Source organism: Aliigemmobacter aestuarii (assembly GCF_004799285.1).
In the GTDB taxonomy this organism is placed as follows: domain Bacteria; phylum Pseudomonadota; class Alphaproteobacteria; order Rhodobacterales; family Rhodobacteraceae; genus Aliigemmobacter; species Aliigemmobacter aestuarii.
Window position 1 is genome coordinate 685524 of the sequence record NZ_SSND01000001.1, and the last position, 26027, is coordinate 711550.

The 26027-nt window shown below is 67.1% G+C and carries 26 protein-coding genes and 1 tRNA gene; 9 read left to right on the forward strand and 18 right to left on the reverse strand.

The annotated features are described in order from the left end of the window. Positions 1–483 precede the first annotated feature (483 nt). Positions 484–954 carry a YqaA family protein gene (locus E7811_RS03250; protein WP_246020195.1) on the forward strand — a complete coding sequence of 157 codons (471 nt, stop codon included), beginning with the start codon at positions 484–486 and terminating at the stop codon, positions 952–954. A gap of 30 nt (positions 955–984) precedes the next feature. On the opposite strand, the gene E7811_RS03255 is transcribed toward E7811_RS03250, so the two are convergent. The 9 genes from E7811_RS03255 to E7811_RS03295 form a co-directional block, all read right to left on the reverse strand. Next, positions 985–1812, reverse strand: coding sequence for a DUF6782 family putative metallopeptidase (locus tag E7811_RS03255; RefSeq protein ID WP_136393140.1), 828 nt, complete (start codon positions 1810–1812; stop codon positions 985–987). Positions 1813–1996: 184 nt separating this feature from the next. Further along, positions 1997–2476: a DUF411 domain-containing protein gene (locus E7811_RS03260; RefSeq protein WP_136393141.1), complete on the reverse strand. Its 480-nt coding sequence runs from the start codon at positions 2474–2476 to the stop codon at positions 1997–1999. 151 nt (positions 2477–2627) lie between these two features. After that, positions 2628–4556 (reverse strand): heavy metal translocating P-type ATPase, encoded by a 1929-nt coding sequence (locus E7811_RS03265; protein ID WP_136393142.1) that lies wholly within the window; start codon positions 4554–4556, stop codon positions 2628–2630. A gap of 3 nt (positions 4557–4559) precedes the next feature. Then, positions 4560–5546: an FAD:protein FMN transferase gene (locus E7811_RS03270; RefSeq protein ID WP_136393143.1), complete on the reverse strand. Its 987-nt coding sequence runs from the start codon at positions 5544–5546 to the stop codon at positions 4560–4562. Continuing rightward, on the reverse strand, positions 5527–7734 hold the full coding sequence (locus E7811_RS03275) for a PepSY domain-containing protein (RefSeq protein ID WP_136393144.1): 2208 nt from the start codon (positions 7732–7734) through the stop codon (positions 5527–5529). The genes E7811_RS03270 and E7811_RS03275 overlap by 20 nt, the downstream gene beginning before the upstream one ends. 11 nt (positions 7735–7745) lie before the next feature. Then, positions 7746–8225, reverse strand: coding sequence for a DUF2271 domain-containing protein (locus E7811_RS03280; RefSeq protein ID WP_136393145.1), 480 nt, complete (start codon positions 8223–8225; stop codon positions 7746–7748). A gap of 62 nt (positions 8226–8287) precedes the next feature. Continuing rightward, positions 8288–8677 carry a hypothetical protein gene (locus E7811_RS17865; RefSeq protein WP_168732912.1) on the reverse strand — a complete coding sequence of 130 codons (390 nt, stop codon included), beginning with the start codon at positions 8675–8677 and terminating at the stop codon, positions 8288–8290. A 140-nt stretch (positions 8678–8817) separates the two neighbouring features. After that, entirely contained in the window at positions 8818–10167 is a 1350-nt protein-coding gene (locus tag E7811_RS03290) for a ferredoxin reductase family protein (protein WP_136393146.1), read from the reverse strand. After that, on the reverse strand, positions 10160–10492 hold the full coding sequence (locus E7811_RS03295; protein ID WP_136393147.1) for a PepSY domain-containing protein: 333 nt from the start codon (positions 10490–10492) through the stop codon (positions 10160–10162). Before E7811_RS03295 ends, E7811_RS03290 begins: the two co-directional genes overlap by 8 nt. Before the next feature lie 155 nt (positions 10493–10647). On the opposite strand from E7811_RS03295, the gene E7811_RS03300 reads away from it, so the two are divergent. Both E7811_RS03300 and E7811_RS03305 read left to right on the forward strand, forming a co-directional pair. Further along, positions 10648–11307, forward strand: coding sequence for a response regulator transcription factor (locus E7811_RS03300; RefSeq protein WP_136393148.1), 660 nt, complete (start codon positions 10648–10650; stop codon positions 11305–11307). Further along, positions 11304–12635 (forward strand): ATP-binding protein, encoded by a 1332-nt coding sequence (locus E7811_RS03305; protein ID WP_136393149.1) that lies wholly within the window; start codon positions 11304–11306, stop codon positions 12633–12635. The genes E7811_RS03300 and E7811_RS03305 overlap by 4 nt, the downstream gene beginning before the upstream one ends. Before the next feature lie 41 nt (positions 12636–12676). Here E7811_RS03305 and E7811_RS03310 read toward each other — a convergent pair whose 3' ends face one another. Further along, entirely contained in the window at positions 12677–13072 is a 396-nt protein-coding gene (locus tag E7811_RS03310) for a diacylglycerol kinase (RefSeq protein WP_136393150.1), read from the reverse strand. Then, positions 13072–14712: a phosphoethanolamine transferase gene (locus tag E7811_RS03315; RefSeq protein ID WP_168732913.1), complete on the reverse strand. Its 1641-nt coding sequence runs from the start codon at positions 14710–14712 to the stop codon at positions 13072–13074. Before E7811_RS03315 ends, E7811_RS03310 begins: the two co-directional genes overlap by 1 nt. 124 nt (positions 14713–14836) lie before the next feature. On the opposite strand from E7811_RS03315, the gene E7811_RS03320 reads away from it, so the two are divergent. Both E7811_RS03320 and E7811_RS03325 read left to right on the forward strand, forming a co-directional pair. Further along, positions 14837–15490, forward strand: a complete 654-nt coding sequence (locus E7811_RS03320) for a response regulator transcription factor (RefSeq protein WP_136393152.1) — start codon at positions 14837–14839, stop codon at positions 15488–15490. Further along, entirely contained in the window at positions 15487–16725 is a 1239-nt protein-coding gene (locus tag E7811_RS03325; RefSeq protein WP_136393153.1) for an ATP-binding protein, read from the forward strand. Before E7811_RS03320 ends, E7811_RS03325 begins: the two co-directional genes overlap by 4 nt. Positions 16726–17079: 354 nt before the next feature. Here the strand turns inward: E7811_RS03325 and E7811_RS03330 are convergent, their stop codons facing one another. Beyond that, a complete protein-coding gene (locus E7811_RS03330) occupies positions 17080–17928 on the reverse strand; it encodes a MurR/RpiR family transcriptional regulator (protein WP_136393154.1) in 849 nt (282 codons plus the stop codon). Positions 17929–18014: 86 nt separating this feature from the next. Here E7811_RS03330 and E7811_RS03335 point away from each other — a divergent pair, with 86 nt between their 5' ends. Genes E7811_RS03335 through E7811_RS03350 form a run of 4 tightly spaced genes read left to right on the forward strand, consistent with a single transcriptional unit; the run spans position 18015 to position 22073 of the window. Beyond that, positions 18015–18752, forward strand: coding sequence for a 5-formyltetrahydrofolate cyclo-ligase (locus tag E7811_RS03335; RefSeq protein ID WP_136393155.1), 738 nt, complete (start codon positions 18015–18017; stop codon positions 18750–18752). A 39-nt stretch (positions 18753–18791) separates the two neighbouring features. Beyond that, positions 18792–19763 (forward strand): ABC transporter substrate-binding protein, encoded by a 972-nt coding sequence (locus tag E7811_RS03340; protein ID WP_136393156.1) that lies wholly within the window; start codon positions 18792–18794, stop codon positions 19761–19763. Then, positions 19763–20533, forward strand: a complete 771-nt coding sequence (locus E7811_RS03345; protein ID WP_136393157.1) for an ABC transporter ATP-binding protein — start codon at positions 19763–19765, stop codon at positions 20531–20533. The genes E7811_RS03340 and E7811_RS03345 overlap by 1 nt, the downstream gene beginning before the upstream one ends. Beyond that, complete coding sequence (locus tag E7811_RS03350; RefSeq protein ID WP_136393158.1) at positions 20523–22073, forward strand: ABC transporter permease; 1551 nt, start codon at positions 20523–20525, stop codon at positions 22071–22073. Before E7811_RS03345 ends, E7811_RS03350 begins: the two co-directional genes overlap by 11 nt. 506 nt (positions 22074–22579) lie before the next feature. On the opposite strand, the gene E7811_RS03355 is transcribed toward E7811_RS03350, so the two are convergent. The 6 genes from E7811_RS03355 to infA form a co-directional block, all read right to left on the reverse strand. Continuing rightward, positions 22580–23266, reverse strand: a complete 687-nt coding sequence (locus E7811_RS03355; protein ID WP_136393159.1) for a heparin lyase I family protein — start codon at positions 23264–23266, stop codon at positions 22580–22582. Positions 23267–23691: 425 nt separating this feature from the next. After that, positions 23692–23767 (reverse strand) — tRNA-Phe (locus E7811_RS03360). Positions 23768–23913: 146 nt separating this feature from the next. Beyond that, complete coding sequence (locus E7811_RS03365) at positions 23914–24102, reverse strand: DNA gyrase inhibitor YacG (protein WP_136393160.1); 189 nt, start codon at positions 24100–24102, stop codon at positions 23914–23916. Next, on the reverse strand, positions 24099–25151 hold the full coding sequence (locus E7811_RS03370; RefSeq protein ID WP_136393161.1) for a ribonuclease E/G: 1053 nt from the start codon (positions 25149–25151) through the stop codon (positions 24099–24101). The genes E7811_RS03365 and E7811_RS03370 overlap by 4 nt, the downstream gene beginning before the upstream one ends. Beyond that, positions 25148–25723, reverse strand: a complete 576-nt coding sequence (locus tag E7811_RS03375; protein ID WP_136393162.1) for a Maf family protein — start codon at positions 25721–25723, stop codon at positions 25148–25150. Before E7811_RS03375 ends, E7811_RS03370 begins: the two co-directional genes overlap by 4 nt. After that, positions 25724–25942, reverse strand: coding sequence for a translation initiation factor IF-1 (gene infA / locus E7811_RS03380; RefSeq protein WP_023664579.1), 219 nt, complete (start codon positions 25940–25942; stop codon positions 25724–25726). Positions 25943–26027: the final 85 nt, after the last annotated feature.

Genomic DNA, 26027 nt, shown 5'->3' on the forward strand with positions numbered 1-26027 from the left:
CTTTTCACGGCCCGCACATGGTTGTGCGGACACGCATCCTGAACGCCGCAGCGCCGTGGTTCCGTCGGCACGGTCCCGATCCGGCCCAGGGCGCCCATTGCGGCGCAGGCGACCGGCTCCGTGAAAACGATACCCCCGCCCGCGCGACAACATATGCAAAATAGCGCATATGATGGGCGTGGGCTTTGACATCTGTCAAGTCCAGGCGCCGACCGGGCGCGCTGCGACCCTGTCAGAGCCCGTCTGGCACTCGGGGCCTGCGCCAGCAACGCGACGCAGGGTCACGCCCCTGCAGATCCACAACGCCCGGTCCCGCAGATCACGGACCGGACAGGACCATGGTTCCGTGCCCCGCCCCTGCTTGAGATATCCCGGCGCGCGGATATGCTGCCCCGATGATCCACCGATCGCCCAAACCCTGCCCCGGCTCGCCCGGTCGCGCTGCGAAAGCCCGGTCGCGTCCGGCCATGCCGCCGTTCCGGGATGCCCCGGACCGCCACCGGCCAGGGGTCGCGTGACCGGATGCTGGCGCTGTCCGGCCTGTTCGCGGCGGCCTTTCTTGCCGCCACGCTGATCCCCGCGCAGTCCGAGGCGGTTCTGGTCGCGTTGATCGTTGCGGGCGGGCACCCTCTGTGGCTGCTGCTGACCGTCGCGACGGTGGGCAATGTGCTGGGTTCGGTCGTCAACTGGGTGATCGGACGCTTCATGATGCGCTTTGCCGGGCATCCCCGCTTTCCCTTTTCCGAAACGCAGGTCGCGCGGGCGCAGGGCTGGTATGGCCGCTGGGGATGGATCAGCCTGTTCGGCGCGTGGCTGCCGGTCGTGGGTGACCCGCTGACGCTGGCCGCCGGCCTGATGCGCGAGCCGCTCTGGCGGTTCCTGATCGTCGTCACGCTGGCGAAGTTCGGGCGATATGCGGCCCTTGCCGCCATCACGCTTGGCGCTGCGGGCTGACGCTCGGCCGCCGGTCGGGCCGCCCCCCTATCACGGTAGCGACAGGCCCGGCTCGGCGCAGCGATAGGGCCGCCCGTCCGGCAGGACGCAGAGCCGCTGAAAGAAATCGCCGGACAGTCGGGCTGACCCCCGCAACAGATGCCCGCGGTCCTCGCGGTCAAGATAGTCGCTGCAACTCGACAGGTAGTAGAGTTCGCGCCGTTCCTGCCCGGCATACCACTGCGCAAAGGCCAGAGCCGCAGCCGCGGGAAGGTCCGCCCCCGCCTCTGCCGCGGCCGCGAACTGCGCGGCGATGTCGGCCTGTTGCGGCCAGGCGGCCAGCGCCTCCCATGCGGTTGCATCGCCTTTGGCACGCAGTTGCCATGCCAGAAGCAGGCTGACCGCGCTGGCATCGGCTTCAAGCGCATAGGTCGCGCGGGAATTGTCGAGAGGTGTAAGATCGTTGGCCGGACAGAAGCCGCGCAGAAGTTGATCGAGATGGCGCAACTCGTGCAGCAGGATGCCCCGCCGCAGCGAAACCGGAACGCGCAGGTCGATCACGATCCGCGGCCCTTCGACATCCAGATACCCCCTGGCCCCGAACAGCCTTGTCGAAAGGCACAGGTCCGGCGCGACGGTTCTTAGCGCCTTTTCCATCGAAGGGGCCGCGGCCAGAACCGGTTCGACCCAGAGCGCCAGCGCGGCAAGTTCGGGGATGGCGGCCTGTTGCGCGGCTGCGGCGTCCCAGGGGGCTGGCAGGCAGGCGTCGCCGGCTTCTGCCTCGACCGAAAAAAGCGACAGGCATGCGACGGCAAGGGCCGCGCGGCTAAGGGCCGACACCGACGCCAGAAAACGGAACGGCGATCCGTTGGCGGTCATGGCGTTCCTCCGACTAGCATCCCAACATGCCCGAGCCATCCGGCGGGGGCAAGCACCGGGACCGGACAGGCCTTGGCGCATCCCGAGGCCGGGACAGCAGTTTCGGAAGTCAGGGTTCCGGCACTGGGGGTTCCGGCACTGGGGGTTCCGTTACTGGGGGGGCCGGAAAGCGGCGCGCGGATCGTCAGGCGGCCTTGTAGCTGGCAAAGACCCGGGTCCGGCCATCGCGCAGGATCAGGTGAACGTCATAGGCGTCGCGTTCATCCTCCGGTCCCATGCCGGGTGCGCCATAGGGCATGCCGGGCACCGCAAGGCCGACGGCGTCGGGGCGTTCCTCCAGAAGGCGGCGGATGTCCGCAACCGGAACATGGCCTTCGATCACATAGCCCTCGATCCGGGCGGTATGGCAGGAGGCCATCGACGGGGGGATGCCGTTTTCCCGCTTGAAGGCCTGCAGCGCATCTGCACCGAGGTGTTCGGTCGTCACGCCAAACCCCTCTTGCGCAAGGATGTCGATCCATGCGCCGCAGCAGCCGCAATCGGGGTCCTTCACGACATGGATCGCGGGGGCGGCGGCACGGGCAAGGGCCGGGGCAGCTCCGGCCAGGATCACGGCGGCTCCACCGACAAGAAGGTGGCGACGGGATACGAGGGGATGGTTCATGATGGTCTCCTTCGCGGTGCCGGTTCGGGCAAGGCGTTCATAGCAGGGAACCACCAAAGCCGACCGGACAAAAGTCAAGCCCGCGTGAAGAGTGCATGATCGGGCGGGCCGGATCGGGTGGGCCGTTCGCCTCAGGCAGCGCCCGCCCCCGTCAGCCCGACAGGCCCGGTGCGCGGGGTTCCGGGCGCGTCATTCCCTCGGGCGCGATGCGCAGGGCACGCAGCGCGTTCAGGATCACGGCAACGTCTATCGCCTCCTGGATCAGCGCCCCCTGGACGGGGTTGAGATGGCCAAGCGCCGCCGCGATCATCCCCAGAACCGAAAGGCCGATGCCCACAACCACGCTTTCCAGTGCGATCCGCCGCGACCGGCGCGCGACCTCGACACCCGGCGCGATCCGGTCGACCCGGTCGACAAGAAGCACCACGTCAGCCGCCTCGGCGCTGGCCGCGGCACCGCGCGCGCCCATGGCAACGCCGACATCCGCCGCCGCGAGTGCCGGGGCATCGTTGACGCCGTCGCCCACCATCATGACGGGGCCGTTCTTGCGTTCGCTCAGGACCAGCAGGACCTTCTCGTCCGGCGTCAGCCCCGCCCTTATGCCATCAAGGCGCAGGCCACGGACGACGCGGCGGGCGACCTCGGGCCGGTCGCCGGTGGCCAGCAGGATGCGGCCGATCCCTTGCCGCCGCAGGTGATCCAGCATGTCGCCCGCCCCTTCGCGCAGGGGGTCGGACATCACCAGATGACCGGCGAGGCGGCCGTCCACGGCCACGGCCACCATGACCGATCCCGCCGCCAGTTCCGGATGATCGCCCGGACCGCGGCCGACGCGCTGCGCGACGAACCGGTCGCCGCCCAGGATCACCTGCCGCCCGTCGATGAAGCCGATGACGCCCTCGCCGGGGATTTCGGCGACGCCCACGGGGATCGGCAGGGTCAGGCCACGGTCTTTCGCGGCGGCAACGATGGCCTGCGCGACAGGATGCTTCGAGGCCTGATCCAGCGCCGCGGCAAAGCGAAGGATGTCTTCCGGCGCCATCCGATCTTGTCCCACGCCCGCGCCGTCGCCCGAACCGGCGCCTGCTCTGGCGCCCGCACTGTCGATCGACACGATCTGCGGCCGCCCGTCGGTCAGGGTGCCCGTCTTGTCGAGGATCAGGGTGCGGATGCGGGCCATCGCCTCCAGAGGCCGCGCGCCCTTCACCAGCACCCCGAAATGCGCCGCGCGCGACAGCCCCGCGACCAGCGCGACCGGCACGGCGAGGATCAGCGGGCAAGGCGTGGCCACCACCAGCACCGCCACCGCACGGATCGGATCGCCCGTGAACCACCATGCGGCAAAAGCCAGCGCGACGGTGACGGCGAGAAACCCCAGCGACCAGCGGTCGGCCAGACGCGCCATCGGCGCCTTCGATGCCTGCGCCTCCTCCACCAGCCGCACGATCCCGGCGTAGGTGCTGTCCTTCGCCTCATGCGTGGCCTCAAGGTCGAAGGCCTCGCCCGCGTTCGTCGAACCGCTCATCGCACCGGCGCCGCGTTCCAACCGCACGGGCAGGGATTCCCCGGTCAGCGCCGATGTGTCAAGGAAGGCCGTCTGCGACAGGATCAGCCCATCGACCGGCACGACATCCCCCTGCCGGATCAGCAGACGGTCACCGGGGGCAAGGTCATCCAGCGACACCTCTTCCAGCCCGCCGTTGCGGTGGCGGGTGGCGGTGCGCGGCACGCGGGACAAGAGATCGCGCATCTCGCGGCGGGCGCGGCCTTCGGCATAGGCTTCCAGAAAGGTGCCACCCGAATACATCACGGCCACCACCGCCGCGGCCAGCGTCTCGCCGAAGGTCAGCGCCGCCGACATCGACAGCGCGGCCACGATATCAAGGCCTACCTCGCCCCGCGCAACGCTGCGCAGGATCTCTGCGACGAGGGCCGCCAGAACGGGGACGACGCCCGCGAACCAGACCGTCTGCGCAACCGCGCCCCGCCCGCTGAGACTGAGCGCCAACCCGCCCGCAAGACCGGCAAGCGCGATGGCAAGAAGCAGTGTCTTGAAACGGTCCGTCGCTGCGGTGTCCAAGGTCTAGCCTCCAGTGGTCGGGCCGCCTGCCGTGGCCCTGCCCGCGAAAATCCGGCCCACCGGCCGACCTTGCACGCCCCCCTGTTCATCGCGCAGCAGGAACAGCGCATCAAGGCCGATCTGTCCGGCCATCCGCGCCCCTTCGGTCGCACCGGCGACCATCAGCGCCGTCGCCCAGGCATCGGCCTCGGCGCAGGTGGCCGCGACCACGGTAACCGAGGCGGGCGAGGCGACCAGCGGTGCGCCCCGCCTCGGATCCATCGTGTGCGACAGCGGGCGACCCTGCACGATGACCTGATGGCGGTAGTCTCCGGATGTGGCCACGGCAGCGTCCTGCAGGGTCAGGATGGAATGGGGCGCCCGTCGATCCGGATCGGGGGCCTCCACCGCGATGGTCCAGGGCCGCCCCTCAGGGCGCAGGCCCATGGCGCGCATCTCGCCGTCGATGCCCACAAGGGCGTTGGCGATGCCATGCCCGGCCAGAACTTCGGCCAGCCGGTCGACGCCGTGGCCCTTGGCGATCCCGTTCAGGTCAAGGACAAGCGGCGCGGACTTGCGGACGCGCGAACCGTCGATCTGAAGCAACTCGTGGACGGGACGACGCGCGGCATCGAGGGCCGCACGGATGGCCTGCGGATCAGCCGCGCCGGGGCCGAACCCCCAGGCCGTCACCGCATCGCCCATCCCGATGTCGAACGCCCCGCCCGAGGCGCGGCCAATTTCCAGCGCCATCGCCAGGACCCGCGCCAGATCGGGCGGAACCTCAACCCAGTCGCCCACCGGCGCCCGGTTCAGCGCCATCAGGTCGCTCGTGGGCTTCCAGGTGGACATCTGGTTGTCCACGCTGTCCACCGCCGCCTGCAGCGCAGCCGACAGGGTCACCGGGTCCGGGCCGTCATCGGGCGCCGCGAAATAGAGCGCCGACCAGCGGGTGCCCATCGTCGGCCCGTTCAGGGCGTGGCGGATCGGGTCAGTAGAGGTCTTCGACATAGCGCCCCTCGGCCTTCAGCATGGCGGGTGTGAGGCCCACGGGCAAAAGGATTTCATCCAGGGCCTGCGCGACGCCTTTCGCCATGTCGCGGCCACCGCAGACCATCACCCTGGCCCCACCGGCCAGCAAGGCCGCGACCTGCACCGCCTCGGCGCGAAGGGCATCCTGCACATAGCCGGGCCGCTCGCCGCGCGATACGGCCGTGACGAGACGGGAAAGCCGCCCCTCGGCCCGCCATCGGGACAGATCTTCGCGGTAAAGGAAATCGCTGCCGGGATGGCGCATCCCGAAGAACAGATGCATCGGTCGGCGGCGGTCGTTTGCGCGGATGAACCCGACCAGCGGCCCGATCCCGGTGCCCGCCCCGATCAGGATGAGCGGCGCGCGGTCCCGCCCGGCATGGAAATCGGGATTGCGGCGCAGGAAGGCCTGCACCCGGTCGCCGGGTTGGAGCGACATCAGCTGGCCCGAACAAAGGCCGCCGGGAAGTCTGCGCACCACGATCTCGGCAAAGCCGTCACGGCTGCCGGAGGCCAGCGAATAGAACCGTGGAATGGATGACCCTTCGGGCAGGATGCCCAGAAGATCGCCCGCCTGAAACCGCGCCAGGCCCCGGCCCGTCAGCCGCGCCCAAAGGGACGCCTTCGGCAGGGCAAAACGCAGGATCGCGGTCGGGGCCTGCACCTCTGCCCCAAGGTCGCGGCGCGTGGCCAGGGTCAGGCTTTCGGCGGCGGGGCGGCCGGGCCGGTGGTCAAGCTCCAGCGTGATGCCCAGGGCATCGCCAAGCGCCCGGCCCCAGCGCGCGAATTCCTGCGGCGACTGGCGGTCCACCATGTCCAGCGGCAGAAGGGAGGCCCAGCCCATGGCACGGGCGGTCGCCTCCACCTCGGCGGCAAAGGCGCAGAAGGCGGGAAAGCTGCGGTCGCCGAAACCCAGAACGGCCAGCGGGGCGGCCGGAACCTTGGTCAGCCGCGCCAGCCGGTCCAGGAACCCTTTGGCCGAAGCGGGGGCTGCGCCTTCGCCATAGGTGGCGGCGAGGATCAGGAAACGTTCGGCGCAGGGATGGTGCGCAGGGTCGAAGCCTGACATCGGGGCCACATGCACCGATTGACCGGCCTCCCGCAGGGCCCGCGCCAGCGTCGCGGCAAAGCCCCAGGTGCTGCCGCCTTCGGAGCCGACAAGGATCACCGTCCGCGCCCGCGCGGCCGGGGCATTGTCGCGCAGCACGGGGCGGCCCCGCCGCCCGGCCACCCAGATCAGGGCGCCCGTCGCCCCCATCACCGGCACGGCAAGCGCCATGAGACCGAGGATCAGCCCCAGCACCGCCGCCCCCTGGCCGGTGTGCAGCATGTAGATCGTCTCGGACATCCGTTGCCAGGGCGTCGGATCGGCCCATGACAGCAGCCGCCCGGTGCCCTGGTCAACAAGGCCCGTGCCCGCATCGGTGGACAGTGTGAACACGTCCTGCGCATCGCCGGCATAGGGAAAGCCCAGCTTGCGGAAGCTGTCCACCGGGACATCCCGCAGCGCCGCCATCTGGCTGGGGGAAAGTCCGGTCTCGCTGCTGACCGCCGCAGGCGCGGGCGGGCGCAACCCGCCATCGGGCAGAAGATCGAAGGTCGAGGCCGTCATCCAGAGCGCGGTCGACGCCGACAGCATCAGCCCCGGAACGGCGATCCGGGCTATGGCCACATGCAGACGACCGGCCCCTGGCCCGCGCAGGCGGGCGAACCATCTCGTCCAGCCGCCGTTGCGACGCGCCACAAGCGCCGCGCCTGACAGCGCCAGAACCAGCATCGCCGCAGCCCCCGACGCCATGACCAGGCGCCCGGCATCGTCCAGAAAGAGCGACCGGTGCAGGGTGGTCAGCCAGCGTTTGGTCGGATTCGGATCAGCCGGGCCGACATCCGCCCCGGTAGCCGGGTCGATCACCGCCGACCCCGGCTTTCCGCCATCGAACCACCATGCGGTGATCCTGCCCGACGGCGAGCGGCGAATCTCCTCAAGCCCCGGATGCCGGGCAAGGACCAGGCTCGCAAGTTCCGCGACGGTCTGTCCCGCCACGGGTTGTGGTGCCGAAAGTCGTTCGGCCGTGGGAAAGACAGACAGCGCCGCACCGCTGAGCGCAAGGATGGACAGAAGCAGGGCCGCCACCAGCCCCGGCCAACGGTGAAGCACGCGGACCATGAACCAGGCCCTTACCTGTAGGTGAAACTGGCAACGTAACGGCGACCGGCGACCGGCGTGCCCGCGCCTGCGGCGGTCAGGGGCACCGCGATCTCGTTGGGGCTGTCGCGCATGTCTTCGACCGCGGCGTCGATGTGCAGCGTATAGCCCGCATCGAACAGCGCATCCGCCAGATCGAGGGTGATTTCCAAAGACCGCCCCGCGCCGACACTGGCACCGGTGATGCCGTCGATCTGCGCCGGGTCGCCACCGGTGGCGGCATACCAGTCGCTCAGGTGTTCATGGTATTTCGACTTGCCTCCTGCCATCCAGAGGCTGCCCACGTAGCGGCCCGACGGATCGGTGACGTAAAGCACCAGATAGGCACCGTCGCCGCCGTATTCGGTCAGCGTTGTGGTCATGGTGACCGGGCGGGCGATGGCCAGACCCGGCAGGGCCACTGCGGTGGTCAGGGCGGTGGTCAGGGCAAGCGTGGCAAGACGGGATTTCATCGGATGTCCTTTGACTGGAAACGCGGGTTCGGATCGGGCGGGCGAAGGATCGGCCTCCCGGATCAGTTGGTGACGGCCCTGGGGGGCGCACCGTTGCCGAAGAGGCCGTTCGCGGGCGGGGCGACGGTTCCGGCAGGGGCCGGATTTGCGCGGGCGCCAGCGCAATCGTCGTCATCGTCATCGCAATCATCATCGTCGTCGTCGTCGTCATCGTCGTCGTCATGGCTGCGGCGACGGCGGGTGTTGTCGTCATCGTCGTCGTCATCATCGTCGTTACCGCTGATGCGGATCAAGGGTGCCGCGTTCCCCGCGTCTGCGAACATGGCGGCGCAAAGGCCGGCGGTGCAGAAACCGGACGGATCGCCCGTCCCGCGCATGGCGGCCAAGGCGGGTAGGCCAAGTGCGCCGACAACGGCGGTGGTGGCTAAAAGAACGGCGAAAGTCGATTTCATCTCGGGTTCTCCTTTCGTGGATGGGCCGATCCTGATCCGCCCGGCTGATCGCTTGCTGACGGCGGCGCGGGATCTGCTTCAGCCTGCCGTCAGGAAAACCGCGCCTCGATCCGGCGCGCCGGGACGCGGAACGGGTGGGCTCAGCGCAACTCGAAGGCTTCGCAATGGTCGCGGCGGGGGGATTTCCCCATCTCCCGCAGGCCCGCAAGGATCGAGGCGCGCAGGGCGGTCGGCCCGCAGAAGAACAGTTCGGACTGCGCGATGTCGAAGGGCACCATGGCCGCCAGCCGCGCCGCGGTCAGGCGCCCGTCGGTCTTGCTAGCCACGACCTGGACCGTCAGGCCCGGATGACGATCCGCGATGGCCTTCAGGCGTCCGGCGGCAAAGGCCTCGTCCGGGGTGGCCACGGCCCAGACCAGCGCGATCTGCTGCCGGTCGGTTTCGACAAGGGACTCGGCCCAGGCAAGGAAGGGCGTGATCCCGATCCCGCCTGCCAGCCAGACCTGACGCGGGACCCGGCGACGGAACAGGAAGCGGCCATACGGCCCCTCGACCCGCAGGCCCTGCCCCGGAACAAGGCGTTCCGGCAGGCGCGATGTCCAGTCGCCGAGCGCCTTGATCCCGAAGCGGAGCCGTCCGTCGCCATGCGGGGCCGCGGCGATGGTGAAGGGATGCGCCTCGGCCATGCCGGCATCGGGGGCCGAGACGAAGGCGAACTGACCGGGGCGCCAGCGCATCGGGCGTCCGGTCGGGCGCAGGATGATCTCGGTCGTGGTGCCGTGACGGTCGATCCGGTCCAGCACATGGGCCCTGGGCCGCAGGACGAGCGCCACGAACTGGGTGAACAGCCATGCGGCCAGCCCGGCCAGGCTGAAGGCATTCAGATAAAGCCCAAGCGCGGGGTCGATTCCGGCGGGCTTGTCGATGGCCAGCTGGTGAAAGGCGGCGATGGCGAACAGCAGCCCGGTGAAGCGGTGCGTGAAGCGCCACAGAGGCCAGGGCAGTTCCAGCCGGGTGAACGGGATGCGCTTGATCCAGGACAGCAGGATCAAACCGATGAATCCGTTCAGGGCAAATTCGCCCACATCCCCGGCAAAGTCGCCCAGATCGGTTTCGCGCACGAAATCCTCGACCTCGGGTTCGATCATGTTGTGCGCGATCATCAGGGCCAGTGCCGCGATGCCCAGCCATTTGTGCAGCCGGTACATCCGGTCCAGCCCGCCGCACAGCGGTTCGGCCACAGGGGGCCGGGCGGCCAGGATCAGCGCAAGGCCCATGGCAACGATGGACGCGGCACCGAAGGCAATGCCAAGCGCCGTGTCCACGCGATAGGGCGCATAGGCCGCAAAGCCAAGGACGGCTCCGGCCATCACCGCCAGGGCGGCAAGACCGGGCCCGGCGAGGTTCAGCCGCACCCACGGTGCGAACGCCGCGCCCCGGACGCCCGCACCGGCGGGCCTGCCGCCACGGGCGGCCTGCACGTCAGTCATCGTCCCTGACCTCGCGTTCACGTTCGCGTTCGCGTTCGCGGACGGGCGGGGCCTCGCCATCATCGTATTCGAGTTCGATGATCCGCAGCGTGCCGGGGTCGACCTTGGCCTCGATCGCGCGGCCCGTGGCATCGCGGCCGTCGATTTCATAGCAGCCGTCGTCGATCTTGATGCGCCGCACCGTCCAGCCCTGTTCGGCGGCAAGGCCCGCGACCGCCTCGCGCGGTTGCCAGTCTGCCATGGGGACGTAACAATCATCATCGGCAAAGGCCGCCCCGGCGGGAAGACCCGCGAGGAAAGCAAGAATTGTCAGTGTCTTTCGCATGGGCCACACTCCGTGTCAGGGCCTGTCCGCAGGAAGTGATGCCGGTGAAACCTTACAGGAGCCTGAAGCCCGCTTTCCGTCCGCTTCAGGCCCTTGTCAGGCAGTCCCGTCAATCGGGGCGCGAACCGAACCGAGCCGAGGGAACGATGTGAACCATGCGAATCCTGCTGATCGAGGATGACACCGTCCTGGGGGCCGCCGTGCGCGATCAGGTCGCCGCCGATGGCCATTCGGTGGATTGGGTGCAGCGGCTCGACGCGGCGGGGGATGCCCTGGCGGGCGCGGCCTTCGACCTTGTCCTTCTGGACCTGATGCTGCCCGACGGAAGGGGCATCCCCTTCCTGCGCCGGCTGAGGACGCGGGGCGATGTGACGCCGGTCATCATCCTGACGGCGCTCGACCAGATCAGCGACCGGATCGAGGGGCTGAACGCCGGGGCCGACGACTATCTGGTCAAGCCGTTCGATCTGGCGGAACTGTCCGCCCGCATCGGATCGGTCGCGCGGCGTTATGCGGGCAACCCGAACCCGATCGTTGCGCACGGGCCTCTGGAAATCGATCTTGCCGCCCGCAGCATCCACCGCGACGGTCGCCCGGTGACGCTGACCGCGCGGGAATGGGCGCTGTTCGAGGCGTTCCTGTCCCGTCCGGGCCAACTGCTTTCGAAGGCGCAGCTTGAAGACAAGCTTTATGCCTTCGATGCCGAGGTCGAAAGCAACACGATCGAGGTTCACGTCAGCCGCCTGCGCAAGAAACTCGGCGCAGGGATCATCGAGACGGAACGCGGCCTCGGGTATCGGCTGGGGCGCGGATGAGGGCGCCGCGAAGCCTTCAGGGGCGGCTGGGGCTGTGGCTGGGCCTGGCGCTGACGCTGGTCTGGATCACAGCGGCCAGCCTGACGGCCCTGATCGCACGGGCCGAGATGGAAGAGGTTTTCGACGCCGCCCTGCAGGAAACGGCGCAGCGTATCCTGCCGCTGGCCGTGATCGACATCCTGAACCGCGAGGAAGAGGGCATCAGCCAGCGCCTGTCCGCGATCCGCGCGCATGACGAGTTCTTCACCTACGTCGTGCGCGACGACCGGGGGCGTGTCCTTCTGCAATCCCATGCCGCCGATCCGGCGATCTTTCCGGCCTGGGACGGGATCGGCTTTCGGCAGACCGCGACGCATCGGATGTTCAATGACGAGGCCGTGCAGGGCACGATCCGCATCACGGTGGCCGAACCCCTGGACCACCGCGCCAGGGTCGCGCGCGAATTGCAGATGGGCCTTGGCCTGCCGCTTCTGATCGTGCTGCCGGTCGCGCTTCTGGTGATCGCCCTGGGGGTCAGGGCCAGCCTTGCACCGCTGCGGCAATTCCGCGACGGGCTGGCCGCGCGGGGCGCGCGCGATCTGAGCCCGGTGGCCTTGACCGGCCTGCCCTCCGAGGTCGCCCCGGTGGCAGAGACGATGAACGGCCTTCTGTCCCGCCTGTCCGCCGCCTTCGAGGCCGAACGCAGCTTTGCCGCCAACGCCGCGCACGAGTTGCGCACGCCCCTGGCTGGGGCCATCGCGCAGGCGCAAAGGTTGCAGGCCGAAACCGGGGACTCCGTGGCGAGGACCCGCGCGGGCGAGATTGAGGCGACGCTGAAGCGCCTGACACGGGTGTCCGAACGGCTGATGCAACTTGCCCGTGCGGAGGGCGGGCGGCTTCGGCTGGACAGGGCAAGCGATATCCGCCCCGTGCTGCGGCTGGTGCTGGACGACATCGCCCGCCAGCAGGATGGGGGCCGGCTGATCCTGTCCTTTCCGGAAACGCCGGTGCTGTCGGACCTCGATCCCGATGCCCTTGCCATCCTTCTGCGCAACCTGACGGAAAACGCGCTGCGGCATGGCCGGGCGGACGGCCCGGTGAGCGTTACGCTGACCGCGGATGGCGCGCTGGTGGTCGAAAACGAAGGCCAGGTCATTCCGCCCGAGGCCCTTGAGGGGCTGACCGGCCGCTTCGTGCGGGCAGGCACCGAGCCGGGCAGCGGCCTTGGCCTCGCGATCGTGACGGCCATTGCCGAACGCAGCGGCGCCACACTTCGGATCGCCTCGCCCCGTCCGGGGCGGCAGGATGGCTTTTCCGTCCGTTTCGTCCTTCCGGCCGCGCGGGCCTGAAGCGCCCGCCCGAGTGCGGGAAGATCGGGCCAACGCCGCCGTCAGATCAGCCGCGCAAGGACAGCCGCGACGAACCCACCCGCGACCAGCAGCATCAGCCCCACCGCCAGCGATCCCAGATCCTTGGCATCCCGCGCCATTTCGGACCATTCGGGCGAGATGCGGTCGGTCAGCACCTCGATGGCGGTGTTCAGCGCCTCGACCACCAGGATCAGCGCCAGAAGCAGCAGGGCCGTCAGCCAGTGCCACGCCTCTGCCCCGCGCCAGAGAAAGGCCAGCGCGACAAGCACCGCGCCGCCGATTTCAAGCCGCGCGGCGGTTTCGGCCCAAAGCCTTTTGAACCCGGCCAGCGAATAGCTGGCGGCATCCACCACATGCAAAAGGCCCTTTCGCGGCGGAATGACCTTCCGGTCCGGGTCTCCGCGATCCCCCGCCATCAGCTTGCCCTCTGGATGCGGCAACCGTCCGTCAGGTCCAGCGCCGGGTCACGCGCCGTCGTCGTGACATCCAAAAGGCCGAGGATGCTGTGAAACAGGTTGTCGTGACTGGCCGGGGCGCGGGCCTTGTCGCCAAGGCAGGCTGCGTCCAGCCCCATCGTCCGCCGGAAACCCTCGCCAAGCCACATGACCATCGGCACCCTTGTCTGGGTCTCGGGGGCCATGAACAGGGGCGCCGCGTGCAGGTAAAGCCCGCCCTCCCCCAGCGACTCGCCATGATCCGAAAGAAAGACCATCGCGGCATCCGCCTTGTCGCTGGCCGCAAGCATGTCGATCGTCCGCGCCAGGACCCGGTCGGTTTCCAGCACCGCGTTGTCATAGGCATTCACGATCCCGGCAACCTCGCATTTGGCGAATTCGGCGGTCCGGCAATCCGGGGTGAAGACGGCCTGATCCTGAGGATAGCGCAGGAAATAGGCCGGACCGTGATTGCCGATCATGTGCAGCACGAGGACCGTATCCTGCGTGATCGTGTCAAGCGTCCGTTCGATCAGGGGCAGGAACACCCGGTCCGTGCATTCGACGGCACAGGCTTCGGGGTCGAGCGTGGCATCGACCCGGTCCCATCCGGTGCGGGTCGCGATCTTCTGGTCGCCGGTGTTGTTGTCCACCCAACGCACCGCAAACCCCGCGCGCGCCAGCACGTCCAGCAGGTTTTCCTGCGACAGGAACCGGTCCCGCGAATAGCCTGCCTGCGCCAGGGGCGAGAACATGCAGGGCAGTGAAACGGCGGTCGAGGTGCCGCAGGCGCCGACATCGGGGAAGTTGATCACCTCGCGGCGCGCCAGTTCGGGTGTCGTGTCGCGGGCATATCCGTTCAGCCCGAAGTTCTGGGCCCGCAGCGTTTCGCCCACGAACAGCACCAGCAGAACGGGCTTTTCCGCACCGGCCAGATGCGGGCCCGGCCTTGCGTCGGGTCCGACCGGATGCAGTACGGCGGCCTCGGCGGCGAACTGTTGCTTGCCATAGCGGGCAAGCGCCCCGATCGTCGCCCCCGGCTGATACGAGGCCATCAGTTCCTTGCGTTCGCGCAGCACGGCCGAAAAGGTCTTGAAATCGGCAAACAGCCCGCCCGCGAGGACGGCGAAGGACAGCGCCACCCCCAGCGGCCAGCGCCACAGGTGATGCCAGCGCGATACCCTGTCGATCCGCGGCCAGAACACCAGTGCCGCGGGCAGGACCCCTGTCAACACGATGGTGCCCGCCGCCGCGGGCGTGACCAGATGGCGCGATTCGGTGACTGTCGTTTCGAAGACGTTGCGCACCATCTCGCGGTCGATCAGCACCCCGAAGCTCTGTTCAAAGTGATTGGCCGCGGCCGCGATCAGGATCAGCGCGGCCGCCACGGGTTTCTGCAACCGGCCGGGGCCGAAGAATTCCAGCGTCAGCACCGTCAGCGCGAAGATGGCCAGCGCGAACAGGGCCATCCGGGCCGGGCTGTCGCCCAGAATATCGGCCAGACGCTGCCAGAACCCCGTGTTCAGCGCGGCCATGATGTAGCTGGCCACGGCAAGGTTGAGGCCAAGCTGCGAAAGTGTCGGGCGGAAAAGCCTGACGGGGGCAATGTTCGTATCGGTCATCTGTCCTGTTGCGGCCGGTCTGCCGCCTGCTCGGGTTATCGTCGCCCCCCTTTGGCGCGCCGAACCTTGCAGCAGGCTTACAGCGCCCCCTCGCGCCGGATGTCGTGCCGGGATAGAAAGGGCCATGCGCCTTCTTCTGGTCGAGGACACAGCCGAACTTGCCCGATCCGTCCTGCAGTTCCTGCGGGCCGAGGGACATGCCGTGGACCACGCCCCCGATGCCGCGACGGCGATCGAGGCGATGGCGGTGGCCGACTATGCCTGCGTGATCCTGGATCTGGGCCTGCCCGACGGGTCCGGGCTTGACCTGCTGAAGACATGGCGCCGGGCCGGCAGGCGCACGCCCGTCCTGATCGCCACCGCCCGCGACCAGATCAGCGACCGGATCGCCGGGCTGGACGCAGGGGCCGATGATTATGTGGTCAAGCCCTTCGATCTGCACGAACTCGCCGCCCGCATCCGTGCCCATGCCCGGCGCGGTCAGGGGGCGCCCGAAAGTCGGGTCGAGATCGCCGGGCTTGAGGTGGACCGCGCGGCTGCCCGCGTCTGGCGCGATGGCGGCGAAATCCGCCTGACCTCGCGGGAATGGGCGCTGTTCGACGCGCTTCTGGGGGCGCGGGGGCGCGTGCTGCCGAAACCCGCGCTGGAGGAGGTGCTGGAGGGCTTCGATGCCGTTATCGAGGGCAACGCGGTCGAGGTCTATGTCTCGCGGCTGCGCAGCAAGCTTGGGCAAGGCGTGATCGAGACGCGCCGGGGCCTGGGGTATATCCTGCCATGACAGCGCGCGCCCGTCCCTGGTCCTTGCGCCGGCGCCTGACAGGGGGTGTGCTGGCGCTGGTGCTGGGTGGATGGATCGCCACCGTCGTCCTTTCGGCCTTCGTGCTGGAACACGAGATGGACGAGATGTTCGACGAAGAGCTGCGGGCCCTGGTCGAAACGACGGTCCTGTATCTCGACACGGCGCAGGGGGGCTCGATCCCGCGCACGCTGGGGGTGGAAACGAACGACGGCGAACGCGTGCTGCGCATCCTTTCGCCCGGACGCGCCGCCGCGCCTGCGCCATGGCCCGCGCTTGCGGGCGATGGGTTCCATGACGCGCCCGGCTGGCGCATCCTGCGCATCAGCGCCGAGGGTGTGGTGATCGAAGCCGCCCACGCCACCACATGGCGGCGCGAAGAGATGCTGGAGGCGGCCTCGGCCTTCCTCGCGCTGGCGGTTCCGCTGATCGTGCTTCTGCTCTGGGGTCTCAGCCGGATCGTGACGAGGACGACGGCACCCGTGGTGCGGCTGGCCGACGAGGTCGCGTCGCGCGGCCCGGATGACCTGTCCCCGACGGGTGCTGACGGGCTGCCGCAAGAGCTTCGCCCCCTGGCCGCCGCGCTTGACGCCTACCTCGCCCGGATCGGGGCGCTGCGGCAATCGGAACGCGATTTCATCGCCAATGCCGCGCATGAACTGCGCACGCCGCTGGCCGGGCTGCGCAACCGGCTGCTCCTGTCCTCCGATCCCGAGGCGCAGGCGACCATCGGCATGGTCGATGCGCTGACCCGGCGGGTCGAACGGTTATTGCAGGTGTCGCGGCTTGAGGCGGGGCTTGGCCTGGGCCGGGGGCCTGCCGACCTGATCCGCATCCTGCGGTTGCTGGTCGACGAACTGGCCCCCCGCGCGGGCCATGCGATCCGGCTGGACGACTCGGACCTGGACCGGCTGGAAGTCGCGGCAGACCCGGACGCGCTGGCGATCCTCTTGCGCAACCTGATCGAGAACGCGCTGGAACACGGCACGGGGGACGTGCGGATCACCGTCCTCGCCGACGGGCGCATGGCGATCGAGAACCCCGCGTCCCGGCCCGACCTGCCCGAGGCACGCTTTGCGCGCGGCCCCGGATCATCCGGCGCGGGCCTCGGGCTTTCGATCGTGGAAGCGCTGGCCAGCGCCATGCAGGTGCCGCTTTCGCGGACGGTGCGCGCGGATCTTGTCCGGTTCGACCTGCGGTTCGATCTGGCCCGCTGACGGGTAGCGGGCAAGATCGAGTGGACAGCTTTCGCTCAGTCCACGACCGTATCCGAAACCGGCACGGCGCGGCGGCGTCTGGTCGGCCGCGACCTGCCCCGGTACTTCGCACAAGGGGCTGTCCGGGCCGCGATAGGGGATATTGCCTTCAAGGTGGTCTGGCGACGGCTGCGCCGCATCGCCCGGGTCAGGTGCACACTCAAAGAATTCGACACCAGATTTCAGGATCGTACCGGATATCGAGCGCCGGAAGGGGACAGCGCAGCACGGCTGCCAGCGCCCCCTTCCAGTCGCCGGGCGGAGATGCCATCAGGCCAAAGCTGGCGGCAAGGTTTGTGTGCCGGCCGATGCTGTTCAATCGAAAAGGTCAATCTCTTCGTTGATCTCGCTGATGACCGAAAGGCGCTGCAGTGCAGGTTCTCCGGCCTGCCCGATATAGGCCACGGCCAGCAACCGCAGAAGGCTTGTCAGCGTCGTATGCGTTGGAACCGCGCCATAGGTCGCGACATGGCTGCCGATGACCAACCGGGAAAAGCGCTGAGCGCGGGCGAGGTAGCGATGGTCCGTCAACGTGATGACGTTCATCCGCGAGGTGCGGGCATAGGCGGTCAGCGCCGACTGGAATTTTGGCCGCGGTTCCAGCGTCAGCAGCAAGAGCACGTCGCGCGGCCCCGTCATCGCCAGGTCTTCGGCCCATGCGCCCGGGCTGGCCGCCAGCATATGCACATCGGGCCGCAGCCGCGCAAAGGTGACGCGAGCAAGACGCGCGAGCCCCTCCTCCGCCCCGAAGCCCATGCACCAGACACGGGGCGCATCCAGGATCAAGCGCGCTGCCTCTGTCAGAAGGTCAGGGCGCATCTCTTCGAATGTGCGGGTCAGGTTCAGCACTTCCAGTTCCAGATGGTCGGCGATCGACCTGCCCAATGCGCCCGGCTCGGCCGCTGTCTGGGAATAGGCGTAGGGCTGGGTGCGGTTCCTCTCTTCGCGCGCCTGGGTTCGGGCTTCGTCGAAATCGGTATAGCCGAGGTTGCGGAAAAACCGCGCGGTCGTGGCCTTGGAGACCCCGGCGAGCGACGAAAGCTCGGTCGCGCTGTGGGTTTCTATCAGCGTCTGATTCTCAAGCAGGAGAACGGCCAAACTTTGCTCGGACTTCGTCAGCCGAGAAATTCGTTCCTGAATTCTGAGCGTTAGCCGCGTCGCCATGTGCCTTTTTGTTGCGCATCTGCGCTCTTGATTTAATGAAACTACCGTTTCAATCTGATGAAACACTGAAACGGCACAGGTCGATCATGTCGAAATCGAAGATCATCCGCCAGCAGATTTGGTCGAAGCTCCACCATGTAGCCAAGCCCGACACGCGGTTTCACCTGAATTTTGCCGAGGTGATCCCCGATTTCGAAGGCTCCGAGACGGCGACCGACCATCTGGTGGCGATGCCGGCTTATCGGGATACGCGTTTCGCCTTCATCACACCGGACAATTGCCTTGTCGATCTGCGCCGCCGAATGATCGCCGAGGGAAAGCCATTCGTGATGTCGACCTACGGGATCTACCGCGGCTTCCTGCTGATGGAACCGGGGATGGTGCCCGAGGGGGCCGAACTCTATGCCGCCTGGCTGGACGGGATGGAGCATTTCGGCAGACCCATCACCCTGGAAGAGATTGCACAGCGGGGGCGGTTCGATTTCATGGTCACCGGGGCTTCGGCGGTGTCGGTGGACGGGGTGCGCTTTGGCAAAGGTCATGGGTTCTTTGACCTTGAATGGGGAATGTTCACCGACCTGGGTCTGGTGGACGAGACGACCCCGGTCGTGGCCGTCGTTCATGACTGCCAGATGGTGCAGGAGACACTGACCCCATCCGAGACAGATATCCTCGTGGACTGGATCGCCACTCCGTCGGGACTGCACAAGGTGGCACGCCGTGCAAAGCGCCCGTCGGGCGTGAAGTGGAACCTGCTGGACCCTCAGCAGATCGCAGAAACGCCGCCGCTGAAGGAGTTGCAGCGGATTCAAGGAATTGCCTGAAGACCCCTTCCCCTTTCCACAAACAACAGGACCGCTGCCATGAGAGTCTCACTGTCCCGCCGTTCGTTCCTATCCGCAGCCGCCGCCACTTCGGCCCTGCCAATGCTGCCGCGCATGGCCCGAGCCGCGTCGCCCCTGACGATGCAGGCGGCATGGATCAACGACGCCGAATTCGCGGGATATTTCCTTGCGATGGATCAGGGGTATTACGCGGCCGAGGGGCTCGATCTGACCTATCTGTCGGGGGGGCCGGATGTGATTCCGGAAAGCACCATCGTGGCAGGGCGTGCCGACCTCGCGCTGACAACGCCCGACACGACGGTCAAGGCGATCACGGATCAGGGCGCGAAATTCAAGATCATCGGCGCGCAATATCAGAAGAACCCGATCGGCATCGTCAGCCTGAAGAAGGCCCCGATCACCAGCCCCGCCGAGATGGTGGGCAAGACCATCGCCGTCCCGCCCGTCAACACGATCAGCGTTGAGGCGGTGCTGGCCGCCAACGGGATCGACCGGGCGAGTGTGAACATCGTGCCTTATGCCTACGACCCGACCCCGCTCATCAAGGGCGAGATCGACGCAAGCCTCGATTTCACGACAAACGTCCCCTACAGCATCGCGCAGGCTGGCGAGGAGGCGACGTCCTTCCTGCTCTATGATTTCGGCTACACGATCTACAACGACACGGTGGTCGTGACCGAGGATGTTCTGGCGGCCAAGCGCAAGGAATTGGTCGCGTGGCTCCGGGCCAGCCGGAAAGGCTGGGACGAAAACTTCATCGATCCCGCCGCATGGCCGCCGAAATGGTCCGAGACCCATTTCGCAGGTACGGGCCGGACGATCGAGAACGAGGTCTACTTCAACACCGCGCAGAAGCCGCTGATGGTCGCCGATGGCGGCATCTTTGCGATGAGCGAGGAAGGCATCGCGGCGAATATCGAGGCGCTGTCCAAGGTCGGCATCAAGGCCACGCGCGACATGTTCGACACGACGCTTCTGGAAGAAATCTGATGACGGCACCCGCAGGGATCGCGCTGTCCGGCCTGTCAAAGACCTTCACGGGTCGAGGCAAGCGGATTGAGGCCCTGCGGGATGTAACCCTGACCTGTCCGCCCGGCAGCTTCACCGCTTTGATCGGGCCGTCGGGTTGCGGCAAGTCCACCATCCTGCGCGCCTCTCTTGGACTGGAGCCAGTTGATACGGGGAGGGTGGAGATCGCCGGACGCCCCCCGGCGCAGGCGACCGCCGCCGGGCTTACGGGCGTCGCTTTTCAGGATGCGGGGCTTCTGCCCTGGCGCAGTGTTTCGCGGAACATCGCCCTGCCGCTGGAGGTTCTGGGGCGGGACGTCGGATCCGCCACGGGCCGCATCCGCGACCTGATCACCCTGGTGGGCCTGAGCGGCTACGAAGACGCCTTGCCCGGCGAGTTGTCTGGCGGAATGCGTCAGCGCGTGGCCATCGCCCGTGCGCTGGTCAGCGAACCGCGTGTCTTGTTCCTCGACGAACCCTTCGGTGCGCTGGACCAGATCCTTCGGCGCCAGATGAACATCGAGTTGCAGCGCATCTGGGCCGAGACCGGGGCGACAACGCTGCTTGTCACCCACGGGATCGACGAGGCGGTCTTTCTGGCCGACCGGGTTGCGGTGATGCAAGCCAACCCGGGACGCATCGTGGAGGTCATCGAAATCGATCTTCCCCGGCCACGGGAACCGTCACTCTTTTCGGCACCGCATTTCCACGAGTTGTGCGACCGGATTGCCGGGGTGCTGCATGGCGGGTGACCTGCGCCGATGGCTGCCCCCCGTCCTGCTGCTGCTGGCGTGGGAAGTCGCCGGGCGGCTGGACCTTGTCGCCTCTGGCGCGCTTCCGGCGCTTTCAGAAATCCTTTCGCGGCTCTGGCAGGACCGGGCGGATTACCCCGCGCATGTGTCGGCAACGCTGGCTGCCTCTGGCCTGGGGTTCGTGATCGGGAATGCTCTGGCCGTGCTGGCGGGTCTGATCTTTGTCCTGTCGCCCGTTACCGAGCGGCTGGCGCGGGGCGTGAACATCGCCATCTTCACCCTGCCCCCCATTGCCATCGCGCCGATCCTGACGCTGACGCTGGATGGCATGACACCACGGATCGTTCTGGCGGCTCTGGGTGTCTATTTCGTCACCATGCAGGCGACGGTGACGGGCCTGACGCAATATGACAGTCGCGCGGCTGATGTGGTGCGTGCCTATGGCGGCGGTCGCGGCGCGGTGCTGCGTCTGGTGCGGGTGCGGGGCGCGGTTCCGGCGATCCTTTCCGGATTCCGTGTCGCGGCCCCCAATGCCGTTCTGGGCGCGATCCTTGCGGAATTCGGTGGAGGCGGGCGGTTCGGTCTTGGCGCCTACCTTCTTGGTTCCCTGGGCCGCGGAGAGCCGGACCGGCTCTGGGGGATCGGGTTGGCCGCGACACTGATCGCCGGGCTTTCCTATGCTGTCTTCGCGGTGATCTCGCGACGGATGCTGGGCGCATCGCTCTCGCTGAGCCTGAATCCCGCCGGACCGGAGGCAGAGGCAGGCGGACGGATGTCGCCACTGATCGGTCTGGGGGCGGTGGCGATGCCCTTCGTGCTTTGGTGGGTGATCCTCTGGGTGATGCGGGTGCCCGAGATGCTTGGCAAGACGCCTTGGGGGGTCTTCGACTACCTGTTCCTTGCCGAGGGTGCACCGGTGGCTCGCGAGCGGCTTCTGGCGGCGCTGGCCGAGACGCTGCCCATCACGCTGGCGGGCATGGCGGCGGGACTGGCATTTGCGTTCGGCCTTGCCGTCGCAGGACGGCTGACGCCGACCTTCACGCGGGTTTTCCTGCCCGTTGCAATTGTCACGCAGACGATGCCCCTGGTCGCGCTCACGCCTCTTCTGGTGCTGTTGCTTGGGCGGGGCACCGCGGTGACGCTGTGGATCACTATATCGGTGACGTTTTTCCCGGCCTACGTGATGATCGCACAGGGCATCGCACAGGTTCCGCGCGCCGCGCTGGAACTGCCGCGCGCCTACGGGGCGAGCGGCTGGCGCGAGTTACGGCTGGTCACGCTGCCCGCCTCGCTGCCGTGGCTCTTTGCAGCGATGAGGCTGACCGCTCCGCGTGCGCTTCTGGGCGTGATGATCGCGGAATGGCTGGCCACGGGGCGGGGATTGGGCAACCTGCTGAACCAATCGCGTGGCTATCTGGATTTCGGCATGATCTGGACCGTCGCGGTGGTGAGCGTTATGCTGTCGGTGGCACTCTACCTTGCCGCCCTGTGGATCGAGCGGCTCGTCATGACGCGCAAAGGCATTGGGGCGATGGAGTGAACCCCATTGAAGGCGCAATCCGCACCGGTTGCCCGTTCGCTTCCCGCCCTTGCCGCCCCGCATCCATCAAGACCTCGGCCGGTCTTGACGCATGCGCCGCCTCTCAGGGGCGATGATCGTCGTCTTGCATCGGGAAGGGACCTGGTCTGAGCCCAGCGTTCAAGCTACAATGGGGAGATGACTGGTTCGCCTTTCTGCGACCCACGCATCGAAACAAAACACTGTGACCAACCCAGTCTCCTTTAGCCCACCCGGTGCCCGCCAAACGCACACAAAAAAACTGCGATGACTGCTAAGCGCGGCAAGCGAGAACCCCGCGCTTGCAAGCATTTTGATTTTTTTGATTTAAGTGGTGCCCAGAGCCGGAATCGAACCAGCGACACGCGGATTTTCAATCCCTGACATGATAACGCCGCCGCCCAAGTGAAACGTCAAAGGCTGCTCGGCGTGTCAACTCAATCGAATTCCCTCCTACAGCTGCCCCGAGAAGGATCAGCCACGCCCCCTCAGGAACGGATCCCCCCAACATAGAGATTGCGCATCTTCATAGTGATTCCGGAGTCTGGGAACGGCGGAAACGGACTCGGAAATCCAAAGCCGCGGTAATTCATGCCATGCCCTTTCAAGCTTGGACCTACAGACCACAAGATCGGTTTCTTGAGATCCTGAAGCTCTGGTTTGCATTGCAATTTTGCTTCCGTCCCGCAGCCAGGAGGGATGACGTTTGGTCCATTAACCGAATAAACTAGTTTTCCGTTGCAGATCACCTGCAGGAACCCATCACTGCCATTTGACCACTTCACCCGCATAACCACACTGTTCCACTTGCCGAATTGACGTGGCGTAAAACAAGTCTTGTCCTCGAATGTCGCGCCCTTTGAAGAGTCCAGGTACATCTCGTACATATGGTTCTTGATCGTGTTCGATCTTTGCCATTCGGCGATCCACAGGCGGCTGCGGTAGTTCACAGACCCCCAACCACGACCATTGTAGCGAAAGCCGGGAGCAACCCAGATTTCCATCGCATACTCGTAAGAGCGCCCCATCCGCTGCTGATTTCGCGCATTAAGCTGCGAGCGACTATTCCCGTTCAAACAATCACTTTCACCGCGTCCGTCACCATAAGTCCGCTTCTGGCAATCGCCGCGACGCATTACGAAGGTCACTTCGCCGTTCTTCCATTTCGGAGCCACTCCGGAGTTCTTGCCAACGTAGAAGCCCGAGGGCGTGTCTGCCCGCGCAACGCCAGCGAAACACTGAACTGCGAGGGTCAAGACCACAAGCGCAGCGAATAATCGACTGGTGATCCTTGAGTTTGGCATCTGACCGGCCTCTTCGACCTCTCAGTTAAAGTCTTGCAAATCTTGTGCGGTGTGACAAGGCGCTGCCATCGACTGTGTCCAAAACGTTGTGGGCAAGAACTGTGTTCGAGTTACTGTGGGGCAAACGCTGTGTCGCACTTGCTGTGGCCAACACATTGATTCCAAACACAGTGTTCGACACAGCTTTTTCAGCCAGCCCAGCGCCAGTTCAACGCACGCAAAAACTGTGCGATGAGTGTGTAACGCACGAAGTTAAAACTGTGCCACAGCTAATGCACTGATCTTGTTGATTTAAGTGGTGCCCAGAGCCGGAATCGAACCAGCGACACGCGGATTTTCAATCCGCTGCTCTACCAACTGAGCTATCTGGGCACCGTTTGCAACTCGCGTCGCGTTGGTGGGGCGGTATTATGCGACGGCGCGGGGGCTGTCCAGAGGGTTCGGGCAAATTTTTCCGCCCCTTGCCCTGCGCGCGGGGAACGGCGCGGGACCGGATGGGCCGCGCGGCATCGGCGGGTTCAGTGCGGTCGGCCCTGCGGGGGATCGTCCGGCAGATCGGGGCGTTCGGCCTCGTCCTCTTCCTCGGGGCGGACAGGGACGCGATAGCCTTCGGTCAGCCAGCGGCCAAGGTCCACATCCGCGCAGCGCCGCGAACAGAAGGGGCGATAGGCCGGATCGCCGGGCTTGCCGCAGATCGGGCAGGTCATGGCGTGCGCCCCAGAACTTCGGCCAGAGGCAGGCGGTCACGCTTGCGGACAAGCTCGAACAGGCCAAGCGTCGTCCATCCCGCCAGGCTGGTTTCCGCGGCCTCACCCTTGAAGACGGCGCGCAGCGACTGTTCCAGCGGCGTGCGGTCGCGTTTCGGCATGGGCGCGAAATCCACCACGATCTGCCCGCCCAACCCGCGCAGGCGCAACTGGCGCGGCAGGTCGCGGGCGGCAGCGATATTGGCCTTCAGGCTGGCCGCGGGCGAGGTATCGGCACCGGTGTTCACATCCACCGCCACAAGGGCGCGCGTGGGTTCGATGGTCATCGACGCGCCACCCGGCAAGCGAACGAGGGGCGACAGCAGGTCATCGACCAGTTCCGCCACGCCATGCGCGGCAAAGGCGCCCTCGCCCTCGGCCACCTCATCGGGCGGGGGATCGGCCCAGTCGCGCCAGGCGGCGGTCCAGGCCCCGGCCCCATCGACCAGAAGCTCGGGCCCGCCCTCAAGATCGGCCAGCACCGATTGCGCGAGGTTGCGGAGGTCCATCAGCTCTTCGCCGATCTCGTCCTCTTCGGCCAGCGCAGAGGCCGATCGCAGGATCAGCCCCAGCCGGGCATCGGCCCCTTCCATCACCGCCTCGGCCAGCGGCTGAAGGGCGGCCCGCAGGTCCTCGTCCTGGATCCGGCGCGAGATGTTCAGGCCCGGCGCGTCGGGCGTGACGATGCCGTACCGCCCCTTGAACAAAAGCCGGGTCGTCACCGGCACCGCCTTGCCGGGTTCGGCGGCCCCGGTCACCTGCACAAGGACGGGCCTGCCCGGAGCCAGCCCCGACACCTGACGCAGAAAGCCGGTTTCGCCCCCGGGCAGTTTCACGAACATGCCGCCCTGCCCCTTCATAGGGCGGTCGGCGATGGCACGGTAGATCGCGCCGGGAACGGGGGCGTCGTCGGCCGGGTCGACCAGCAGGTCCTCCAGCCGGCCATCGACGATCAGGGCCGCGGCCTCGCGCCCCTCCAGGTGGTCCAGAACGACGATCCGGCCCTTCATGCCTGCCTCCAGACCGGCCAGCCCGCGGCGGCCAGAAGTTGCGCGGTTTCCGCGACAGGCAGGCCCATCACGGCGGTGAACGATCCCGATATCCACGGGATGAAGGCCCCGGCCAGGCCCTGGATGCCATAGCCCCCCGCCTTGCCCTGCCATTCGCCGCTGGCCAGGTAGCCGTTCAATTCGTCATCGGACAGCCGTTTCATCTTCACGGCCGTGATCACGTCGCGGGCCCAGAGGCGGTCACCACGCCGGACCGCGATCGCGGTGATGACCTGATGCCGCCGCCCGCCCAGAAGGGTCAGGAAGGCCGCCGCCTCGCCCGCGTCGGCGGGTTTGCCAAGGATGCGCCGGCCAAGCGCCACCGTCGTGTCGGCACAAAGAACGACATCGTTCACGCCCGCCGGGACGGCCAGCGCCTTTTCCCGCGCCAGCCGCGCACAATAGGGCCGCGGCAGTTCGCCCCGCTGCGGGTCCTCGTCGATGTCGGGGGGCAGGATGGCATCAGGCACGATGCCCAGTTGCGCCAGAATCTCTTTCCGGCGCGGGCTGCCAGATCCAAGGATCAGGCGCACTTACTTGAAGCGGTAGTTGATGCGCCCCTTGGACAGGTCGTAGGGCGTCATTTCAACCTGCACCTTGTCGCCGGCCAGAACGCGGATGCGGTTCTTGCGCATCTTGCCTGCCATCGTCGCGATCAGTTCATGGCCATTGTCAAGCTCGACCCTGAACGTCGCATTGGGCAGGAGTTCCTTCACGACGCCGGGGAATTCGAGGATGTCTTCCTTGGCCATGGTCACTCCGAATAGGGGTTGTGCCCGCGCAACGCGCAGGCCTCATGGGGCGGCATATGCGCCCGAAAGGGCCGCAATTCAAGGG

Bases quoted from the DNA above. Each gene is read 5' to 3' on its own strand.
- E7811_RS03290 (WP_136393146.1), bottom strand. From the start codon at position 10,167: ATGACTGACGTGCAGGCCGCCCGTGGCGGCAGGCCCGCCGGTGCGGGC.
- E7811_RS03295 (WP_136393147.1), bottom strand. From the start codon at position 10,492: ATGCGAAAGACACTGACAATTCTTGCTTTCCTCGCGGGTCTTCCCGCC.
- E7811_RS03315 (WP_168732913.1), bottom strand. From the start codon at position 14,712: ATGACCGATACGAACATTGCCCCCGTCAGGCTTTTCCGCCCGACACTT.
- E7811_RS03300 (WP_136393148.1), top strand. From the start codon at position 10,648: ATGCGAATCCTGCTGATCGAGGATGACACCGTCCTGGGGGCCGCCGTG.
- E7811_RS03330 (WP_136393154.1), bottom strand. From the start codon at position 17,928: ATGGCGACGCGGCTAACGCTCAGAATTCAGGAACGAATTTCTCGGCTG.
- E7811_RS03345 (WP_136393157.1), top strand. From the start codon at position 19,763: ATGACGGCACCCGCAGGGATCGCGCTGTCCGGCCTGTCAAAGACCTTC.
- E7811_RS03310 (WP_136393150.1), bottom strand. From the start codon at position 13,072: ATGGCGGGGGATCGCGGAGACCCGGACCGGAAGGTCATTCCGCCGCGA.
- E7811_RS03370 (WP_136393161.1), bottom strand. From the start codon at position 25,151: ATGAAGGGCCGGATCGTCGTTCTGGACCACCTGGAGGGGCGCGAGGCC.
- E7811_RS03280 (WP_136393145.1), bottom strand. From the start codon at position 8,225: ATGAAATCCCGTCTTGCCACGCTTGCCCTGACCACCGCCCTGACCACC.
- E7811_RS03305 (WP_136393149.1), top strand. From the start codon at position 11,304: ATGAGGGCGCCGCGAAGCCTTCAGGGGCGGCTGGGGCTGTGGCTGGGC.
- E7811_RS17865 (WP_168732912.1), bottom strand. From the start codon at position 8,677: ATGAAATCGACTTTCGCCGTTCTTTTAGCCACCACCGCCGTTGTCGGC.
- E7811_RS03365 (WP_136393160.1), bottom strand. From the start codon at position 24,102: ATGACCTGCCCGATCTGCGGCAAGCCCGGCGATCCGGCCTATCGCCCC.
- E7811_RS03250 (WP_246020195.1), top strand. From the start codon at position 484: ATGCCCCGGACCGCCACCGGCCAGGGGTCGCGTGACCGGATGCTGGCG.
- infA (WP_023664579.1), bottom strand. From the start codon at position 25,942: ATGGCCAAGGAAGACATCCTCGAATTCCCCGGCGTCGTGAAGGAACTC.
- E7811_RS03350 (WP_136393158.1), top strand. From the start codon at position 20,523: ATGGCGGGTGACCTGCGCCGATGGCTGCCCCCCGTCCTGCTGCTGCTG.
- E7811_RS03325 (WP_136393153.1), top strand. From the start codon at position 15,487: ATGACAGCGCGCGCCCGTCCCTGGTCCTTGCGCCGGCGCCTGACAGGG.
- E7811_RS03335 (WP_136393155.1), top strand. From the start codon at position 18,015: ATGTCGAAATCGAAGATCATCCGCCAGCAGATTTGGTCGAAGCTCCAC.
- E7811_RS03320 (WP_136393152.1), top strand. From the start codon at position 14,837: ATGCGCCTTCTTCTGGTCGAGGACACAGCCGAACTTGCCCGATCCGTC.
- E7811_RS03260 (WP_136393141.1), bottom strand. From the start codon at position 2,476: ATGAACCATCCCCTCGTATCCCGTCGCCACCTTCTTGTCGGTGGAGCC.
- E7811_RS03255 (WP_136393140.1), bottom strand. From the start codon at position 1,812: ATGACCGCCAACGGATCGCCGTTCCGTTTTCTGGCGTCGGTGTCGGCC.
- E7811_RS03275 (WP_136393144.1), bottom strand. From the start codon at position 7,734: ATGGTCCGCGTGCTTCACCGTTGGCCGGGGCTGGTGGCGGCCCTGCTT.
- E7811_RS03340 (WP_136393156.1), top strand. From the start codon at position 18,792: ATGAGAGTCTCACTGTCCCGCCGTTCGTTCCTATCCGCAGCCGCCGCC.
- E7811_RS03270 (WP_136393143.1), bottom strand. From the start codon at position 5,546: ATGTCGAAGACCTCTACTGACCCGATCCGCCACGCCCTGAACGGGCCG.